The following is a 17673-nucleotide window of genomic DNA, read 5'->3' as shown; positions in this document are numbered from 1 at the left end:
TTGGCGCGCAAGGAACTCTCAGCCCTCAACCTGGATCAGGTGGACGCCGACGACGCGCCCGCCCCTGAGGAGGCGCGCCAGACCGGCCTGCGCGTCGAGCACATCGCCCGCAGCTTCGGCCAGCGCCAGGTGGTCAAGGACGTGTCCCTGACGGTCCAGCGGGGCGAGGTCTGCGGCCTGTTGGGACCCAACGGCGCGGGCAAGACGACCTGCTTCTACATGATCACCGGCCTGATCCCGGCAGACAGCGGCTCGATCTGGCTCGATGGCCAGGAGATCACCCAGCAGCCCATGTATCAGCGCGCCCGCATGGGCCTGGGCTATCTGGCTCAGGAAGCCTCCATCTTCCGCGGCATGACGGTCGAGCAGAACATCAAGGCCGTGGTCGAACTGCGCGAGAAGACCGCCGCCGGCGTGCGCGAGGAAACCAGCCGCCTGCTGGAAGAACTGCGCATCGACCATCTGCGCCACGCCCCGGCCACCGGCCTGTCGGGCGGCGAGCGTCGCCGCGTCGAGATCGCTCGGGCCCTGGCCGCCCGCCCCAGCTTCATGCTGCTGGACGAGCCCTTCGCCGGCATCGACCCCCTGGCGATCGCCGACATCCGCCACGTGATCCGCTACCTGTCCAGCCAGGGCATCGGCGTGCTGATCACCGACCACAATGTCCGCGAGACCCTGGACATCATCGACCGCGTCTCGATCATCTCGGCCGGTTCGGTCCTGTTCGAAGGTACGGCCGACGAGGCCGTTCGCGACCCCGAGGTCCGCCGCGTCTATCTGGGCGAGATGTACGGCTGACGCCCTGCGACCATCGGGCGAACGCGCCGTTCGCCAGACGTTAAACTCTCTGCCCCACGATCCCAGCAAGAACCGGGCCAAAGGCTCGCGGGAGGGATTGAAACGACGTGATCGGTCAAAGGCTTGAGGTCAGACAGGGTCAGGGGCTGGTCATCACGCCCCAGCTGCAGCAGGCGATCAAGCTGCTGCAACTGTCGAATCTCGAGCTCGAAGCCTTCGTCGAGGGCGAGCTGGAGCGGAACCCCCTGCTGCAACGCGACGAGGGCGATCCGAGCGGCGAAGGCTCAGTCGAGCCTGTCGAAGCCTCCGCGCCCGGCGAAAACGCCGAACTGCAGTTCACCGAGCCCTCGGGCGAGGCCGAACGGGCCATGGATGCCCGCACCGAGGATCTCTACGATGATGCGCCCGGCGAACGTGACGCCGAACGCAAGCGCGATGCAGGCGAGGCCGGCGAACAACCCGGCCTGTCCGAGTGGTCGCGCGCCGGCAGCGGCGGTGCGCTGGACGGCGACGACATGGAGCGCCCCGACACGCGTGACCTGACCCTGTGGGAGCACCTGCAGGCCCAGGCCTCGTCGGCCGGGTTCAGCGCCGCCGACCACGCCATCGCCCTGACCCTGATCGACGCCACCGACGAGGGCGGCTATCTGCGCGGCGAGCTTCAGGAGATCGCCGACCGGCTGGGCGTGGACCTGGCCCGCATCGAGGCGGTGCTGGCTGTCTGCCACGGCTTCGAGCCGACCGGCGTCATGGCCCGCTCGGCGCCCGAGTGCCTGAAGCTGCAACTGATCGAGCGCAACCGCTTCGATCCGGCCATGGAAGCCCTGCTGGACAATCTGGAGCTGCTGGCGCGACGCGACCTCCCTGCCCTGCGCAAGGTCTGCGGCGTCGACGCCGACGACCTGAACGACATGATCGCCGAGCTGAAGGCCCTGACGCCGCGCCCCGGCGCCGGCTTTGGCGGCGAGCCGGCCCAGACGGTCGTGCCCGACGTCCATGTGCGCCCCGATCCTGCCGGCGGCTGGCGGGTGGAACTGAACAGCGACACCCTGCCCCGCCTGCTGATGGACAAGCGCTATCACGGCGTGGTCGCGGCCGGCGCCCGGTCAGAAACCGAAAAGGCCTATGTCGCCGAGTGCGCCGCCCAGGCCAGTTGGCTGGTCAAGTCGCTGGACCAGCGCGCCAAGACCATCCTCAAGGTCAGTTCCGAGATCGTGCGCCAGCAGGACGCCTTCCTGGCCTTCGGCGTCGAGTTCCTGCGCCCGCTAAATCTGAAGACGGTGGCCGACGCCATCGGCATGCACGAATCGACGGTCAGCCGCGTCACCTCGAACAAGTACGTCGCCACCCCGCGCGGCGTTTTCGAGCTGAAATTCTTCTTCACCGCCGCCATCCAGTCGTCCGACGGCGGCGCGCTTCACTCGGCCGAAGCCGTCCGTCATCGGATCAAGACGATGATCGATAACGAGGCGGCCGACGGCGACGTGCTGAGCGATGACCGTATCGTCGAAATTCTTAATGAGACCGGCATCGACATCGCCCGCCGCACCGTGGCGAAATACCGGGAAGCCCTTAGAATTCCGTCCTCTGTCCAGCGTCGACGGCTGCTGAAGGCCGGCTAATCACGCTGCGGCGAAGCGTCACCACAAATCGGTGATCGGCGTTGACACCAAACGCAACCCGTCGCGTTCTATGCCTATGCAGATCCAAGTCAGCGGCAAGCAAGTGGATGTCGGCGAAGCGCTAAGCTCGCGCATCTCCCAGGAACTCGAAGAGGGAATCGGCAAGTATTTCGCCCGTGGCGGCGATGACGCCGAGGTCGTGGTGTCCAAGGACCGCCACGGCTTCCGCGTCGATTGCTGGGTCCGTCTGGCCTCCGGCCAGAGCCTGGTCACGACCGGATTCGGCGGCGACGCCCAGGCCGCCTTCTCGGACAGCCTGGACAAGCTGGAGAAACGCGTCCGCCGCTACAAGCGCCGTCTGAAAGACCACCACATCGGTCCCAGGGGCCTTTCGCCCGAGAAGACCGAGGACGCGGCGCGCGAAGTCGCCGCCATGACCGTCTTCCGCAACCCCGACACCGTAGAGGACGAGGCCTTTGGCGACGCCGGGGCAGCGGATGAGCCGCCGCCGGTGGGCATGGTCATCGCCGAAACCGAGTCGGAAATTCGCACCATCACGGTCGGCCGCGCGGTGCTGGAACTGGACATGACCGGCTATCCGATCGTGATGTTCCGCAACGCCGCTCACGGCGGTCTGGCGGTCGTCTATCGCCGCCCGGACGGCAATGTCGGCTGGATTGACCCGGAGCGGACGCTCAAACCGGCGGCGAACGGCTCAGGATCGTAAGGCTTCCACGCGGAGGGCGAAGGCGCTAGAAGACGCCCGCCCTTCCGCAATGTCGGGTTCGAGCTTCGGGGTCATCATGGACATCGCTGATTTGCTGTCGTCGGGCGGGATCGTCCTGCGAGGCGGCGTCTCATCCAAGCGCCAGGCGCTTCACACCGTGGCCGAGGCCGCATCCATCGCCCTGGGCATCGACGAAGGCCGGGTGCTGGACGCCCTGCTGGAACGCGAAGCCCTGGGTTCCACGGGCCTGGGCTCCGGCGTCGCCGTGCCCCATGCCCGGGTTCCCGGCCTGGATCGGGTCTGCGCCGTCTTCGTGCGGCTGGAAACGCCGGTGGCCTATGAGTCGCTCGACGATCGCCCGGTGGACCTGTTGTTCGCCCTGTTCGCCCCGCTGAACGCGGGCGCCGAGCATCTGCGGGCGCTGGCGGCGGTGTCCCGCGCCATGCGTTCGCCGGAACTGCGCGAGCACCTGCGTCAGGCCCGCACCATCGACGCCGTCCGCGCCCTGTTCGTCAAGGACGTCCCGGCCAGCGCCGCCTGAGCCAGGCGGCGCCCTAGCCAAGCGCCGAACGCGCGCAAGCAGGCCAATGGCCGGTAGCGCACCAAAATCGCGCTCAAGTAGGCCGAACGGCCGATAGCGCCCTAAAACTAATGAACCGAGACGGGCTCCAACTCGTGCGCCGCAGCAGCGGCGAAGGCCGTCTCGCGATCCAGCATGACCGCCAGCCGTTCGCCGTCCGCGCCGTGGACCGCATAGAGAATCTGTTCAGGATCAATGTCGATGCCCGGGGCCTCGATGTGGGCGTCCACCATCACGTCCGAAGCGCGGATCGCGCGCACATAGACAAGATCGGGCGCCCCCAGGCCGGCGAAGTCTTTGTTGGTCATAACAGGCGTCATAGGACCGCCTCCTTACGCTTGACTAAACGCCCGGCGCGCCGAGCGGTTCGACGGCTGACTCAGCCCGTCGTAATGGGAATTCGACGAATCTGCCGGTCCTGTTCGGGCCGGACCATGTCCACGTGAAGCAGGCCATGTTCGAGGCGCGCCTCGGCCACCTCCAGCCCATCCGCCAGAACGAAACTGCGGACAAAGCCACGCGCCGCGATGCCGCGATGCAGGAAGGCCTGCTCGCCCTTGCCGGCGTCGTCGCGCTTGCCCGCGATTGTCAGCTGGCGGCCTTCAAGGGTGACAGCCAGTTCGTCTGGCGCGAACCCGGCCACAGCCAGACTGATGCGCACCGCCGCTTCGCCGAGTTGCTCGACATTATAGGGAGGATAGCTCTCCGCCGCCGCCTTGGCGGCGCGGTCGATCAGGGCGCGGGTATGGTCAAAGCCCAGCAGAAAGGGGCTGTCGAACAGGATGGTGCGTGTCGTCATGGGGCCCTCGCAAACAAGCGACCTCAGCCGTCTGCGCCCTCCCTGAAGCGGCAAGGACGCCCGACCGTTTGCAACAAATGGTTATCCACGACGGATCGGTCAACAGCCCGGCTGGCTCCGGCCATTGTTCACGTGACATACAGGTAGGAGCCTTCACTTTGAGGCCCGATTTTAGCGGTCTGTCCGCTCCTCCAAAGGATAATTCATGCGCGCCAAGCTCATCGTCGTCAGCGTCAGCCTCGCCGCCCTGCTGGGCGCTGCCGCCTGCACCACGACCGATCCCTACAGCTCGACCCCGAACCGTAACAACACCGCGACCGGCGCCATCGCCGGCGCTCTGGGCGGGGCCGTTCTGGGCTATCTGACCAACACCTCCAGCGGCGAACAGGGCCGCAAGAACGCCCTGATCGGCGCTGGCGTCGGCGCGCTCGCAGGCGCGGGCGTCGGCCAGTACATGGACCGTCAGCAGCGCGCCCTGGAAGCCGAACTGTCGGGCACCGGCGTCGGCGTGGCGCGCCAGGGCGACGTCCTGGTGCTGCGTATGCCGTCCGACGTGACCTTCGCCACCAGCCAGTCGGCCGTGGACAGCCGCTTCCTGCCCGTCCTGGCCGACGTGGCGCGTGTGCTGAACGAATATGATCGCTCGATGGTCGACGTCATCGGCCACACCGATTCCTCGGGCGGCGACGCCATCAACCAGCCGCTGTCCGAGCGCCGCGCCTCGTCGGTAGCCGCCTACCTGATCGACAACGGCGTGATCCGCGAGCGCCTCTATGTCGCCGGCAACAGCGCGCGCAACCCGATCGGCGACAACAGCACGGTCGACGGCAAGGCCAAGAACCGCCGCGTCGAAATCCTGATCCGCCCCTTCACGGGCTGATCCGGCGGCTTCGGCTGAAACGGCAAAGGGCGGCGCGATGCGCCGCCCTTCTTTGTTGCGGTCGCGCTTAGCGGGCGCTCTAGGGCCGCCCGATGGATGAGTAGCGGAAGCCGCGCGCCTTCATGTCCTCAGGGCGGTAGACGTTGCGCAGATCGACCATGACCGGCTGTTTCAGCAACAGCTTGATCCGGTCCAGGTCCAGGGCGCGGAACTGGTCCCACTCGGTCAGGATGACCACCACGTCAGCGCCCTCGACCGCGTCATAGGGCCCGTCGCGGAAGATCACCCCGTCCAGCAGCTTGGCGGCTTCATGCATGCCCTCGGGGTCGAAGGCCTGAACCGTCGCACCCTTGGCGATCAGGGCCGGGGCCACATCCAGCGACGGGGCGTCGCGCATGTCGTCGGTGTTCGGCTTGAAGGTCAGGCCCAACAGGGCGACCGTCTTGCCCTTCAGATCCGCGCCGCCTAGCGCCGCCGCAACGCGATCGGCCATGGCCTTCTTGCGCGCATCATTGACCTCGACCGTGGTCTCGATCAGGCGCAGCGGCGAACCCGCGTCGGTCGCCGTACGCACCAGGGCCAGGGTGTCCTTGGGGAAGCAGGAGCCGCCGTAGCCTGGTCCCGCGTGCAGGAACTTCGACCCGATGCGGTTATCCAGCCCTATGCCGCGCGCCACCTGCTGCACGTCGGCGCCCAGGCTTTCGCACAGGTCGGCCATCTCGTTGATGAAGGTGATCTTCAGCGCAAGGAAGGCGTTGGCCGCGTACTTGGTCAGCTCCGACGTGCGACGGCCGGTGAACAGGATCGGCGTCTCGTTGAGGTTCAGCGGGCGATACAGTTCGGCCATGACCGGGCGGGCGCGCTCGTCCTCAAGCCCGACCACGACGCGGTCCGGGCGCTTGAAGTCGCCGATGGCGGCGCCCTCGCGCAGAAACTCAGGGTTTGAGACCACGGCGAAATCGGCGTCGGGGCGGCGGGCGCGGATAATGCGTTCGATCTCGTCGCCAGTGCCGACCGGAACCGTCGACTTGGTGACGATGACGGTGAAGCCTTCGATCAGATCGGCGATCTCTTCGGCGGCGGCATAGACGTAGGACAGGTCGGCGTGGCCGTCGCCACGCCGCGAGGGCGTGCCCACGGCGATGAACACCGCGTCGGCCTTGCGGATGGCCTCCGCGCCGTCCAGGGCGAAGGACAGCCGCCCGTCGCGCACGTTGGCGGCGACCAGATCCTCGAGCCCCGGCTCATAGATCGGCATCTGACCGGCGTTCAACTGATCGATCTTGCCCGCGTCCTTGTCGACGCAGGTCACGACATGGCCGAAGTCGGCGAAACAGGCCCCTGAGACAAGGCCGACGTAGCCGGTGCCGATCATTGCGACGCGCATGCGCTCATCCTCTTGATGCAGTCAGGCCGAAATAGCGTTCAAGCATGACCATTTCCAGTCGACCGCCCAAGCCCTGGGCAAAGAAAAAGGGCGGTCGACCCGAATGGATCGACCGCCCTCAATCTAATCGACCTTCAAGGTCATCGGGACCAGTCGGAACCGGTCCCTCTGAGACTTAGAAGTTGATGTCGATGGTGGCGCGACGGTTCAGCGGCTCACGCACGCCGTCAGCCGTCGGCTTGGCCAGGTTGGTTTCACCCTTGCCGTCGAGGGCGATCACGCCGCCGTTGACGCCTTGAGCGACCAGAGCGTCAGCGACGGTGCGCGAACGACGGTTGGACAGACCCAGGTTGTAGGCCGGCGAACCCGAGGTGTCGGTGTAGCCGACGACCAGAACGCGGGTCGGAGCGCCCGACTTGGCGTAGTTGGCGGCCTGCGTCACCACCGAACGGGCTTCAGCCGTCAGGTCCGAGCGATCCCAGTCGAAGTAGACCACGAACTGACGCGCAGCCGGCTTGGCCGGAGGCGGCGGAGGCGGCGGAGGCGGCGGCGGCGGCGGCGGCGGCGGGGGCGGGGGGGGCGGCGGCGGCGGGGGAGCCACCGGCTCGGCGCCGAAGGCGTAACGCAGACCCAGGGTCACGGTGTGCGACTGGTCATAGTCGCCCGACAGTTCGCCGAACTGGATGGCGCCCGCACCCGAGGAGATCGTGTTGAACGAGGCGTCGCCCGTCAGGTAGCGGTAGGTCAGGTCGATGTTGGCGCGGTCCGAAACGGACCAGGCCAGACCGGCGATCGCCTGAGCGGCGAACTTGGTCGAGCTGTCGTCAGCGACGAAGCTGACCGCCGGGGTGGCGCGCAGACGACCGGCGGTGTCGACGTTGACGTGGTTCACGCCGACGCCCAGACCGACGAAGGGACGGATGCCCCAGGCCGAATAGCCGAAGTCATAGATGACGTTGGCCATCACGGCGGTCGACTCGATGTCGCCTTCCGGGGAATGGCAAGGGCCGGTGGCCGGCGTCAGGTTGCACAGGCCCTGCGTACCCGAGACGGCGCGCACGGTGCCGATGTCGCCCGAGCGATAGCCGCCTTCGAGCTCGACGCGCCAGTTGGGGTTGAAGCGATAACCGAGGCGAGCAAACGCGGCCCAGCCGTCGTTCACTTCCCAGTTCCAGTTGGCGCCGTTGGTCGAGGCTTCCGTGTTGATGTCGTCGATGATGTGGTAGCCGGCGTCGATGGCGCCGTACCAGCCATCAGGCTCAGCCGAAGCGGCGCCCGCCGACAGGGCCAGAGCCGCCGCCGCGCTGGATGCCAGGATCAAACTCTTGACGCGCATATTTGCGGCCCTCCGAGATCTGTTGTTCGAAGACGACGGACACGTCGCCTACCCGGTCCTTATCAGCGTTGCCGTGGGCGGTCGAGCCGCAAACGTTGCCTTTACCAAAGGTTGCATCTCGACCGTGGCCGGAGCGCTACACAAGCCTTATCAATAGACAAATTCTGTTAACCTAATGGACCAACCCCGTCCGTATCTGTGTCAAGTAAATGTGAGAATTCAGCCAACTGCACGAACCCTGACACAATGTGATACAAGGAACTGGCGGGAGCCTCCTCCTCAACAAAACTTCCGTTCTGAAGCTTCTTATCGCGCCAAAGCCCATCCGGGGTGAGATACATCCAAAGCGCTCTCAAGGCGGCGGCGGCATCCCCCATATAGGCGACGCGATCCGCCTCGCCGGCTTCCCGCGCCATGAACAGCGACGCCTTCAACCATTCCGTCTGCGGCCATAGCCGAGCCTGGCTTATCCGCACGGAACCATCACCGTTCAGCGCGTCGATCGCCACGTCGTAGCGCTGACTGACCCCATCACGCCCGGAAACATACAGACGTCGTGCGACGTCCATCCCCGCCTTTTCTCCTCGAAGACGAGCATGACGGGCCAACAGCCAGGCCCACTCAAACTGGTGGCCGGGCTCGATACGTTCCCCACTCTCCAGCCTCCACATACCATCGAGAAGTTCACCCAGCCGGCCAGTGGTCGGGTCGATGAAGATTGTCCGCGCCAATATCGCCAGACGATCAGCCAGCGCCCCCCAGGCAGGATCGTCGCTGACCTCGTCCCAAGCCAGAGCCGCTTCAAGGAGATGCATATGGGCGTTGGATTGGAACGGAAACGCCCCAGCCTCCCTGAACGCCCCATTTTGCACGGCTCTGGTTTCCAGGGCGTCGCGAACCGCTACACCGCGCGCGGCCGCCATCTGCCCATCAATCGCGCCGGACTTCGCCGCCGTCGCCAGCGCCAGAAGATAGAAGGCCTGATCATAGACCATCGCCGCCTCGTCTAAGGGACGATCTTGTGCGTCCAGCAAGGTGCGCATCAGACCATCTTCGCGAAGGAAATCTGTTTCCAGACTCGCCATGCCCGAGCGAACCGCGCGCACCCATGGCCCCTGCCACCCCATGAGGCCAGCCTGAGCAAACACAAAGATCTGGCGAGCCTGCACCCGTGCGCGCCGAGGAGCGGGCAATCGCCGGCCGTTCAGCCCCAGCGCCTCCACGAAGGCGCCGTCTTCGCGCTGCCCTAAGGTCGCCCACGTTGGCAAGGCCATGCGCCGCAACCAGTTCTGAAGGCGCCGGGAGCCAACATCTAGCGGCTCCTCAGTGCGGCGCGCGAAATCCGCATGCTGCGGCGACGACACCCGAATGCGCTCGACGACCTTCTTCACGTCTTGAGAGCGGCTCAGATCACAGACAAGCACTGCATCAGGCTCGGCGATAATCGCCAGATTCTGCACGCCAACCGCCGCAATCAGCATACCATCGGCAGCTCGTGTCAGGCAGCCGTCAACATCCTCCAGAATGAGTTCGCCCGCTTCGCCTTGCCCGCTTGCAGCAATGGCATCCCAAGCGCCGAGGTCCGACCAATTGAAGTTGACCTCAAGAACCGATGCCAGCGACGTCTTCTCCATCAAGGCATAGTCAATCGAGACCTTGGGCGCCTGCCGAAAGGCGTCGCCCAGAACGCCAACCGTCCCACGCCCCAAAGTCTCGACCGCATGCCTGACCGCCCCTTCGATCTCAGGCGCATGGGCCCTCAGCTCAGACAGCAACACATTGGACGCGACGATGAAGTTGCCGCTGTTCCAGAGATAGCCGTCGCGGATATATTGTAGCGCTTGTTCCTGCTCCGGTTTCTCTACAAAGGCGGCGATCGGAGACAGTCCCTGTCCAGTCGGCGCGATATAGCCATATGCCGAGGACGGCTCGTTCGGCTTAATCCCCAGTGTGACGATGCGAGCCTGCCGTGCACCCTCAACAGCGCTGAGCACCGCGGCCCTGAACCCTTGATGATCGGGGATATGATGATCCGAAGCGATAAAGACATTGACCCCGTTCGGATCACGATCGTGCGTCCAGATGGCCGCTGCCGCCATGGCTGCGGCAGATTCGCGCGCCTCAGGCTCCAAAAGCACCTGGGCGTCGGCCTCGATCTGTTCCAGCTGATCAAGGATCCACGCCTTGTGGTCGACGCCGCCGACCACAATCACGCGACCGCCGCCGTCCGCCAAGGGGACAGCTCTCAGCACAGCTTCCTGGAAAAGCGAATGATCGCCCCCCATCGACATGAATTGCTTCGGGCGGGAAGGTCGCGAGACCGGCCAAAGACGCGTGCCAGCGCCGCCGCACATGATCACCGGATAGAGAGTCATGCCGCTTGGATAGCCGACTTCACCGCGATTGAAAGCGATGTTTTGGCTACATCAAGAGCGAGATTCATGCCCCGGCTTGGAGGGAAATCGTGACTCCGCTTCCCTTCGCCGCTATCGAGCGCCCATCATGCAAGAGACTGAACGGCAATCCGAGGAACGCAGCTGGGAAACGGCGAAGACGCTCGCCGAGGCCCTGCCCTATATCCAGGTCTATGATCGCGAGACCGTGGTCATCAAATACGGCGGCCACGCCATGGGCGAAAGCGCCGTGGCCAAACAGTTCGCCGCCGATGTGGTGCTGCTGAAGCTGATGGGCGTGAACCCCGTGGTGGTCCACGGCGGCGGGCCGCAGATCAGCGCCATGCTGGACAAGGCCGGCGTGAAATCGGCCTTCGTCGACGGCCTGCGCGTGACGGACAAGGACACCATGCAGGTGGCCGAGATGGTCCTGTCCGGCGCCGTCAACAAGGAGATCGCCCACTGGATCACCGTCGCCGGCAAGGAAGCCGACGTGCGCGGCGTCGGCCTGTCGGGCAAGGACGCCGGCCTGCTGACGGTCGAGAAAACCAAGCGCACCAAGCGCGATCCCGACAGCATGATCGAACACGAGGTCGACCTCGGTTTCGTCGGCGAGCCGACCAAGGTCGACCCCAAGCTGATCAAGGGCCTGATCGCTTCGGAGACGGAAGACTGGGTGCCCGTCATCGCCCCCATCGGCGTGGCCGAGGACGGCATGACCTATAACGTCAACGCCGACACGGTGGCGGGCGCTGTGGCCGGATCTCTCGGCGCCAAGCGGATGCTGCTGCTGACCGACGTGCCGGGCGTCAAGGGCGCGGACGGCGAGATCATCCGCCAGATGAACCTGGAAGAAGCCCAGGGCCTGATCGACACCGGCGTCGCCAACGGCGGCATGATCCCCAAGCTGGAGACGGCCATGGCCGCCGTCCGCGCGGGCGTCGAGGCCGTGGTCATTCTGGACGGGCGCCGTCCCCACGCCATGCTGGTCGAACTGTTCACCGAGTTCGGGGCCGGCACCCTGGTGAAGGCCCAGTGACGTCAGAGGTGAGCACCTCGCCGCTGGCGGCGAGCACCGAGATCGGCGCAGACCTGCGCCACGTCCGGTCCTGGGTGTTCGACCTCGACAACACCCTCTACCCGCCGGAAAGCCTGTTCCTGAAACAGGTCGAGCAACGCATCAACCAGTACGTGGTGCGCACCTCGGGCCTGGAATCGGCCGAGGCTCTGGCGGTGCAGCGCGGCTACCTGCACGACTACGGCACCTCCCTGGCCGGGTTGATGATGCACTACGAGATCGACCCGCACGACTTCCTGGCCGAGGTCCACGACGTGCCGCTGGACGTGCTGACGCCCGATCCCGGCCTGCATGCGGCGCTGGAACGACTGCAGGGTCCGCGCCTGATCTTCACCAACGGCTCGATCGGCCACGCCCGGCGGGTGATGGAGAAGCTGGAGCTGACGCGCTTCTTCGACGGGGTCTTCGCCCTGGAGGACGCCGACCTGATCCCCAAGCCGGACCCGCGCACCTTCGACAAGATGCTGACGCGGTTCGGTGTCGACCCGACCACCGCCTGCTTCTTCGAGGACACGCCCAAGAACCTGGAGCCGGCGCACGCCATCGGCATGACCACGGTTCTGGTCGGCCCCAAGGCCTTCACGGCCGAGGGCGACCATATCCAACACCGGGCCGCGACCGTCGGCCCCTTCCTGACCACCGCCATGCTGGACGGAGATCCGCAATGACCGACCTGACCCACCTGGAATCCGTCATCGAAGCCGCCTGGGAGGCCCGCGCCGAGGTCTCGGCCGCGACGCGCGGCGAGGTCCGTGACGCCGTCGACACCGCCCTGGCCCTGCTGGACGCCGGCCAGGCCCGCGTCGCCACGCGGGGCGAGGACGGTGTCTGGACCACGCACCAGTGGCTGAAGAAGGCGGTGCTGCTGTCCTTCCGCCTGAACGACAACGTCATCATGCGCGCTGGTCACGCCCCGACCCTGCCGCTGTCGGCGGACCACCCCGCCGCCGTCGGCCCCTTCTGGGACAAGGTGCCCAACAAGTTCGGCGACTGGAGCGCCGCCGACTATCAGGCCGCCGGCTTCCGCTCGGTGCCGGGCGCCGTCGTCCGCCGCGGCGCGCACATCGCGAAAAACGTCGTGCTGATGCCCTCCTTCGTGAACATCGGCGCCTTCGTCGACGAAGGCTCGATGGTCGACGCCTGGGCCACGGTCGGCTCCTGCGCCCAGATCGGCAAGAACGTCCACCTGTCGGGCGGCGCCGGAATCGGCGGCGTGCTGGAGCCCCTGCAGACCAACCCGACCATCATCGAGGACGGCTGCTTCATCGGCGCCCGCGCCGAGGTGGCCGAGGGCGTCATCGTCCGCGAAGGCGCCGTCCTGGCCATGGGCGTCTACCTGTCGGCTTCAACCAAGATCGTCGACCGCGCCACTGGCGAGATCTTCCGCGGCGAGGTTCCGGCCTATTCCGTCGTGGTGCCAGGCGCCCTGCCCGACCCGAACGGCGGCCCGTCGCTGTACTGCGCCGTCATCGTCAAGCGCGTCGACGCCCAGACCCGGGCCAAGACCGGCGTGAACGAACTGCTGCGCGACTGATTTTTCGATACTCTCAACGCAATAACCTTCCGGTCAAGTTCGGAAACGGGCTCGCCAAGGACGCGAACTATGGCCTAATGGCGCCCTGATTTTGGGGGAGGCGACCGTGGGTTTCACGCGTCTGCGCAGCGTAGCGTTTTCAATCGGCGTCGTCAGCCTTCTGGCCCTGCCTCTGGCAGCCTGCGGCGGTGGGGGTGGAGGCGGCGGTGGAACGGGCGGTGGTGTCGTGACGCCACCACCACCACCGCCGCCACCGCCGCCGCCTCCTCCTCCGCCTCCTCCCCCACCGCCGCCGCCGGCCATTCCGTCGGCGACCTCGTCGGAATATCTGCGCAACTACGGGGTGGCGAATACCGGCGCCATCGCCGCCTGGCAGACCGGCGCCACCGGGCGCGGCATCACGGTCGGGGTGGTCGACAGCGGCATCAAGCTGGACCACCAGGATCTGGCGGTGAACATCTCGCCGCGCTCCACGGACATCATCGCCGGACGAAACCAGGTCCAGGGCAGCGATTCTCACGGCACGCGAGTCTCCAGCGTCATCGCCGCCCCGTTCAACAATTTCGGCACCGTCGGCGTCGCCTTCAATTCGACCATCCTGTCGATCCGCGCCGACGTCAGCGACTGCACCAAGCCGGACAGCACAGTCTGTTTCCGCGGCGCTGACCTGGCCAATGCCCTGGACTACGCCGTCGCCAACGGCGCCAAGGTCATCAACCTGTCGCTCGGCGGCGAAGGCGCCCTTGGCTCCGCCTTCGAAGCGGCTCTGCAGCGCGCAATCAACGCCGGCGTCGTCTTCGCCATCGCCTCGGGCAACGAAGCCGGAGCCAATCCCGAATGGCCGGGCCGCTACGCCAGCGACCCGCGCTTCATCGGCGGCATCATCGTCACAGGCGCCCACGACGCGAACGATGTAATCGCCGACTTCTCCAACCGCGCAGGCGTGTCGCAGTCCTGGTTCCTATCGGCGCCGGGCGTGAGCGTCCTCGTCGACTGCGAGGACACCAGTTGCTGGCGCGTCAACGGCACCTCCTTCGCCTCGCCCGCCGTGGCGGGAGCCCTGGCCCTGCTGCTGGAAGCCTTCCCCAATCTGACAGGTCGCCAGGCTGTCGACATCCTGCTGCGCACCGGACGCGAGGCTGGCGATCTGGGCGTCGACGCCGTCTATGGCCGCGGCCTGCTGGACATCGCCAAGGCCTTCCAGCCAGTCGGGACGACCTCCTCGCCGCAAGCGACGGGTGCGGCGGTGAATGTCGCCATCGAACCGGGCGCCTATGTCGGCGGGCCGTTCGGCGACGCCATGGGCCGCACCGGCGCCCTGGGGACCATCGGATATGACGAATACCAGCGCCTGTTCCGCATCGACATGGGCGCAGCCTACCGCATCGCCCCGCGCCGCAGCTACCAGCCGGAAAACCCCACGCCGATGCGCCAGTCGCAGGTGACGATGGACGGTCCCGGCGGGGCGAAGTTGTCGCTGGTCGCCGCTGTCCCGGTCGAGACGCCCGAGCCGATCCTGAACCGCTACACCCCCTTCGACGCTCCCTGGCTGGGCGACGAGGTCAAGCAGGAGGCTCTGTTCGACATCAGCGCCGGGCGCATGTCCTTCTCCGCCTGGCAGGGCAAGGGCGGTTCGCGCTCGCCCTTCCGCACCGGCTCTGGCGACAGCTTCGCCGCCCTGGCCCAGGCCGACCATGCCGTGCGCGGGGCCATGGTGTTCGACGGTCTGGGCTTCGGCCCCCTGACCCTCAGCGCCGAAACCGGCGCCGGCGACCGCCGCGCCCCGCTACGCTCGGTCGAGCAGGACGTCTCCTCCTATGCCCGCGCGGCTCTGGACTGGCGCGGCGAGCATGGCGGCCTGTCGTTCAGCATGGGGGCGCTGGACGAGAAGATGGGGCCGCTGGGCGCCTATATGCCGACGCGTTCGGACTTCGCCCTGCCGTCGCGCACCCGCTTCGCGGCCTTCGGCGGCGACCTGTCGCTGGGTCATGGCCTGGTGCTGAGCGGCGAGGCGGGCTTCGGCCGCACCGAGATCGAGGGCCGGTTCCTGAACCTGTCCAGCGCCGCGATCAGTTCCACCTGGCGCATGGCCCTGCAGTCGGACTGCCCGTCCTGGGCGCTCGGGTGCAGCCGTCTGACCTGGGAGGTCTCCCAGCCGCTGAGGATCGAGAGCGGCACCTTCAGCGCCTTCCTTGCCGACGTGCCGCTGGAGTATTTCGACGCCGTCACCTTCTCGGAGCGCCGATTCTCGGCCAGCCCCTCGGGGCGCCAGATCGACTTCTCGGTGCGCAGCCTGCACCCCCTACCCGGCGGATCCATGTTGCAACTGGAAGCCGTGGCCAGCCGCGACGAGCAGCACCGCGCGGGCGCGCCTACCGGCTACGCCCTGCTCGGCAGCTGGCGGCGCGGTTTCTGACCCCGCGGTTCCAGACATGAGAAAGGCCGGCGGAGCGATCCGCCGGCCTTTTGCTTTTCAGCCTGTGAGACTAGCGCCTAGCGCTCGACGCACATGGCCACACCCATGCCGCCGCCGATGCAGAGGGTGGCCAGACCTTTCTTGGCGCCCGAACGCTTCATCTCGTGCAGCAGGGTGGTCAGGACGCGGGCGCCCGAGGCGCCGACCGGGTGGCCGATGGCGATGGCGCCGCCGTTGACGTTGACCTTGGTCGTATCCAGACCCAGCTCCTTGACCACGCAGAGCGACTGGGCGGCGAAGGCTTCGTTGGACTCGATCAGGTCCAGATCAGCGACGGTCCAGCCGGCCTTCTCCAGCGCCTTCTTCGAAGCCGGGATCGGGCCGGTGCCCATGATCGACGGATCGACGCCCGCCGTGGCCCACGAAGCGATGCGGGCCAGCGGCTCCAGACCGCGCGCCCTGGCTTCATCAGCCGACATCAACACCAGGGCGGCGGCGCCGTCGTTGATGCCCGAGGCGTTGGCGGCGGTCACCGAGCCGTCCTTGACGAAGGCGGGCTTCAGCTTCTCCATCGCCTCGAGGGTGGCGCCGTGGCGGATGTATTCGTCCTGATCCACGACCACATCGCCCTTGCGAGTGGCGATGGTCACAGGGGCGATCTCGTCGACGAACTTGCCGGCCTTCTGGGCGGCCTCGGCCTTGTTCTGCGAGGCGACGGCGAAGGCGTCCTGGGCGGCGCGGTCGATCGACCACTTGTTCGCGATGTTCTCGGCCGTCTGGCCCATGTGATAGCCGTGGAAGGCGTCGATCAGGCCGTCCTGCAGCATGCTGTCCTTGAAGCCCAACTCGCCCATCTTCTGGCCGTTGCGCAGTTGGGCCGTGTGGGGCGACTGGCTCATGCTTTCCTGACCGCCGGCGACGACGATCTTCGCGTCACCCTGGACGATCTGCTGATAGGCCAAGGCCACGGCGCGCAGGCCAGAGCCGCACAATTGGTTCAGGCTCCAGGCCGGGGTTTCATTGGGCAGGCCGGCGCCGATCGAGGCCTGACGCGCCGGGCCCTGCCCTGCGCCCGCCTGCAGCACCTGACCCAGGATGACCTCGTCGACGTCAGCGGCGGCCACGCCCGCGCGTTCCAGCGCGGCCTTGATCGCGACCTCGCCCAGCTTGGAGGCCGGCAGGGTCGACAAGGCGCCTAGGAAGGAGCCCACCGGGGTGCGGGCGGCGGAAACGATCACTACGTCAGTCATAATATTCACTCCGGGGAGAAATTCTGATCGAGGTTGTGCCGCATTGCACACTCCGCGTCACCTCTCGCAAGTGCGAAGTTCAGCACTTCGTCATCATGAGAGCGTATTCTGACGGGAACGATACGCCCGACGGATGCTTTTCAGGGGGGTGATGCTGGTGTGGCTTAAATCCTTTGCGGCCCGGGTCTGGACGCCCGATGACCTCGACATGATCGAGCACTATCAGTCGCGCGCCGAGCGACTGGCCGACCTGTGGGTCCATATCGTGGGTCTGGGGCTGGCGGCGGTCGGCGGCGTCGTCCTGGCGGTTCTGGCAGGGATCTACAGCGGCGTCAGCGGCGTGGTGGCCACCGCGATCTACGCCGTCTGCCTGCTGGCCATGCTGACGGCCTCGACCATCTACAACCAGACCCACCCCTGCGCCGCCCGGCCCGTGCTGCGGCGCCTCGACGAGGCGGCCATCTTCCTGATGATCGCCGGCAGCTACACCCCCTTCACCACCCAGAGGTTCGAAGGCGCCTGGTCGATCGGCTTCACAATCGCCGTCTGGGCCATCGCCCTGTCGGGGGTGGCGGTGAAGATGTTCGCGCCGCGCATCTCGGACATCTTCTGGAGCGCGGTCTATGTCCTGTTCGGCTGGGTGGCGATCTTCGCGCTGAAGCCGATGATCGAGACAGTGCACCCCCTGGCCCTGGGCCTGCTGGTCGCGGGCGGGCTGATCTACACCTCGGGCGTCTTCGTCTTCATCAGCCAGAAGGTGAAATTCCGTCGCGCCATCTGGCACGGCTTCGTCGTCGCGGGGGCGGGCGTTCACTGGGCCGCCATCCTGATCGGGGTCGTCCTGGCGCCCGGCGCGGCCTGACCTTGCGGCGC

16 protein-coding genes are annotated in these 17673 nt (G+C 66.7%); 10 read left to right on the top strand and 6 right to left on the bottom strand.

The features are described 5' to 3' along the window. The 4 genes from lptB (at position 1) to ACIQTU_RS02830 (ending at position 3688) form a co-directional block, all read left to right on the top strand. Positions 1-798, top strand: a complete 798-nt coding sequence (gene lptB / locus ACIQTU_RS02845; RefSeq protein ID WP_400542024.1) for an LPS export ABC transporter ATP-binding protein — start codon at positions 1-3, stop codon at positions 796-798. Between the two features lie 107 nt (positions 799-905). Beyond that, on the top strand, positions 906-2420 hold the full coding sequence (rpoN, locus tag ACIQTU_RS02840) for an RNA polymerase factor sigma-54 (protein WP_400542021.1): 1515 nt from the start codon (positions 906-908) through the stop codon (positions 2418-2420). A gap of 76 nt (positions 2421-2496) precedes the next feature. Then, positions 2497-3147 carry a ribosome hibernation-promoting factor, HPF/YfiA family gene (gene hpf / locus ACIQTU_RS02835; protein ID WP_400542018.1) on the top strand — a complete coding sequence of 217 codons (651 nt, stop codon included), beginning with the start codon at positions 2497-2499 and terminating at the stop codon, positions 3145-3147. Between the two features lie 76 nt (positions 3148-3223). Next, positions 3224-3688: a PTS sugar transporter subunit IIA gene (locus ACIQTU_RS02830; protein WP_400542015.1), complete on the top strand. Its 465-nt coding sequence runs from the start codon at positions 3224-3226 to the stop codon at positions 3686-3688. Between the two features lie 107 nt (positions 3689-3795). On the opposite strand, the gene ACIQTU_RS02825 is transcribed toward ACIQTU_RS02830, so the two are convergent. Beyond that, on the bottom strand, positions 3796-4047 hold the full coding sequence (locus tag ACIQTU_RS02825) for a DUF1150 family protein (RefSeq protein ID WP_400542012.1): 252 nt from the start codon (positions 4045-4047) through the stop codon (positions 3796-3798). Between the two features lie 59 nt (positions 4048-4106). Then, positions 4107-4526, bottom strand: coding sequence for an Hsp20 family protein (locus ACIQTU_RS02820; RefSeq protein ID WP_400542009.1), 420 nt, complete (start codon positions 4524-4526; stop codon positions 4107-4109). Between the two features lie 205 nt (positions 4527-4731). On the opposite strand from ACIQTU_RS02820, the gene ACIQTU_RS02815 reads away from it, so the two are divergent. After that, positions 4732-5406 (top strand): OmpA family protein, encoded by a 675-nt coding sequence (locus tag ACIQTU_RS02815; protein ID WP_400542006.1) that lies wholly within the window; start codon positions 4732-4734, stop codon positions 5404-5406. A 79-nt stretch (positions 5407-5485) separates the two neighbouring features. Here the strand turns inward: ACIQTU_RS02815 and ACIQTU_RS02810 are convergent, their stop codons facing one another. From ACIQTU_RS02810 to ACIQTU_RS02800, 3 genes are all read right to left on the bottom strand, one after another. Further along, positions 5486-6793: a UDP-glucose dehydrogenase family protein gene (locus ACIQTU_RS02810; RefSeq protein ID WP_400542003.1), complete on the bottom strand. Its 1308-nt coding sequence runs from the start codon at positions 6791-6793 to the stop codon at positions 5486-5488. A gap of 175 nt (positions 6794-6968) precedes the next feature. Next, the gene (locus ACIQTU_RS02805) at positions 6969-8129 is read right to left on the bottom strand and encodes an outer membrane beta-barrel protein (protein ID WP_400542001.1); all 1161 of its coding nucleotides are present in this window, start codon (positions 8127-8129) and stop codon (positions 6969-6971) included. Between the two features lie 167 nt (positions 8130-8296). After that, a complete protein-coding gene (locus tag ACIQTU_RS02800) occupies positions 8297-10483 on the bottom strand; it encodes an AGE family epimerase/isomerase (RefSeq protein ID WP_400543742.1) in 2187 nt (728 codons plus the stop codon). A gap of 148 nt (positions 10484-10631) precedes the next feature. Here ACIQTU_RS02800 and argB point away from each other — a divergent pair, with 148 nt between their 5' ends. The 4 genes from argB to ACIQTU_RS02780 all read left to right on the top strand — a co-directional run bounded on the left by argB (position 10632) and on the right by ACIQTU_RS02780 (position 15550). Continuing rightward, complete coding sequence (gene argB, locus ACIQTU_RS02795) at positions 10632-11561, top strand: acetylglutamate kinase (RefSeq protein ID WP_354087261.1); 930 nt, start codon at positions 10632-10634, stop codon at positions 11559-11561. A gap of 8 nt (positions 11562-11569) precedes the next feature. Next, positions 11570-12268: a pyrimidine 5'-nucleotidase gene (locus tag ACIQTU_RS02790; protein ID WP_400541998.1), complete on the top strand. Its 699-nt coding sequence runs from the start codon at positions 11570-11572 to the stop codon at positions 12266-12268. Further along, positions 12265-13134, top strand: coding sequence for a 2,3,4,5-tetrahydropyridine-2,6-dicarboxylate N-succinyltransferase (dapD, locus tag ACIQTU_RS02785; protein WP_400541995.1), 870 nt, complete (start codon positions 12265-12267; stop codon positions 13132-13134). The genes ACIQTU_RS02790 and dapD overlap by 4 nt, the downstream gene beginning before the upstream one ends. 343 nt (positions 13135-13477) lie before the next feature. Continuing rightward, a complete protein-coding gene (locus tag ACIQTU_RS02780; protein WP_400541992.1) occupies positions 13478-15550 on the top strand; it encodes a S8 family peptidase in 2073 nt (690 codons plus the stop codon). Positions 15551-15627: 77 nt separating this feature from the next. Here ACIQTU_RS02780 and ACIQTU_RS02775 read toward each other — a convergent pair whose 3' ends face one another. Next, complete coding sequence (locus tag ACIQTU_RS02775) at positions 15628-16800, bottom strand: acetyl-CoA C-acetyltransferase (protein ID WP_400541989.1); 1173 nt, start codon at positions 16798-16800, stop codon at positions 15628-15630. A 151-nt stretch (positions 16801-16951) separates the two neighbouring features. On the opposite strand from ACIQTU_RS02775, the gene ACIQTU_RS02770 reads away from it, so the two are divergent. Next, positions 16952-17662, top strand: a complete 711-nt coding sequence (locus ACIQTU_RS02770) for a hemolysin III family protein (protein ID WP_400541986.1) — start codon at positions 16952-16954, stop codon at positions 17660-17662. Positions 17663-17673: the final 11 nt, after the last annotated feature.

It is taken from the genome of Brevundimonas sp. NPDC090276 (assembly GCF_044772165.1).
In the GTDB taxonomy this organism is placed as follows: Bacteria; Pseudomonadota; Alphaproteobacteria; order Caulobacterales; family Caulobacteraceae; genus Brevundimonas.
This window is presented reverse-complemented; position numbering and strand designations above follow the sequence as displayed.

What these genes read in the sequence shown, in the direction of transcription:
- hpf (WP_400542018.1), top strand. Translation starts at nt 2,497, where the DNA reads ATGCAGATCCAAGTCAGCGGCAAGCAAGTGGATGTCGGCGAAGCGCTA.
- ACIQTU_RS02830 (WP_400542015.1), top strand. Translation starts at nt 3,224, where the DNA reads ATGGACATCGCTGATTTGCTGTCGTCGGGCGGGATCGTCCTGCGAGGC.
- ACIQTU_RS02825 (WP_400542012.1), bottom strand. Translation starts at nt 4,047, where the DNA reads ATGACGCCTGTTATGACCAACAAAGACTTCGCCGGCCTGGGGGCGCCC.
- ACIQTU_RS02820 (WP_400542009.1), bottom strand. Translation starts at nt 4,526, where the DNA reads ATGACGACACGCACCATCCTGTTCGACAGCCCCTTTCTGCTGGGCTTT.
- ACIQTU_RS02815 (WP_400542006.1), top strand. Translation starts at nt 4,732, where the DNA reads ATGCGCGCCAAGCTCATCGTCGTCAGCGTCAGCCTCGCCGCCCTGCTG.
- ACIQTU_RS02810 (WP_400542003.1), bottom strand. Translation starts at nt 6,793, where the DNA reads ATGCGCGTCGCAATGATCGGCACCGGCTACGTCGGCCTTGTCTCAGGG.
- ACIQTU_RS02805 (WP_400542001.1), bottom strand. Translation starts at nt 8,129, where the DNA reads ATGCGCGTCAAGAGTTTGATCCTGGCATCCAGCGCGGCGGCGGCTCTG.
- ACIQTU_RS02800 (WP_400543742.1), bottom strand. Translation starts at nt 10,483, where the DNA reads ATGTGCGGCGGCGCTGGCACGCGTCTTTGGCCGGTCTCGCGACCTTCC.
- argB (WP_354087261.1), top strand. Translation starts at nt 10,632, where the DNA reads ATGCAAGAGACTGAACGGCAATCCGAGGAACGCAGCTGGGAAACGGCG.
- dapD (WP_400541995.1), top strand. Translation starts at nt 12,265, where the DNA reads ATGACCGACCTGACCCACCTGGAATCCGTCATCGAAGCCGCCTGGGAG.
- ACIQTU_RS02775 (WP_400541989.1), bottom strand. Translation starts at nt 16,800, where the DNA reads ATGACTGACGTAGTGATCGTTTCCGCCGCCCGCACCCCGGTGGGCTCC.
- ACIQTU_RS02770 (WP_400541986.1), top strand. Translation starts at nt 16,952, where the DNA reads ATGCTGGTGTGGCTTAAATCCTTTGCGGCCCGGGTCTGGACGCCCGAT.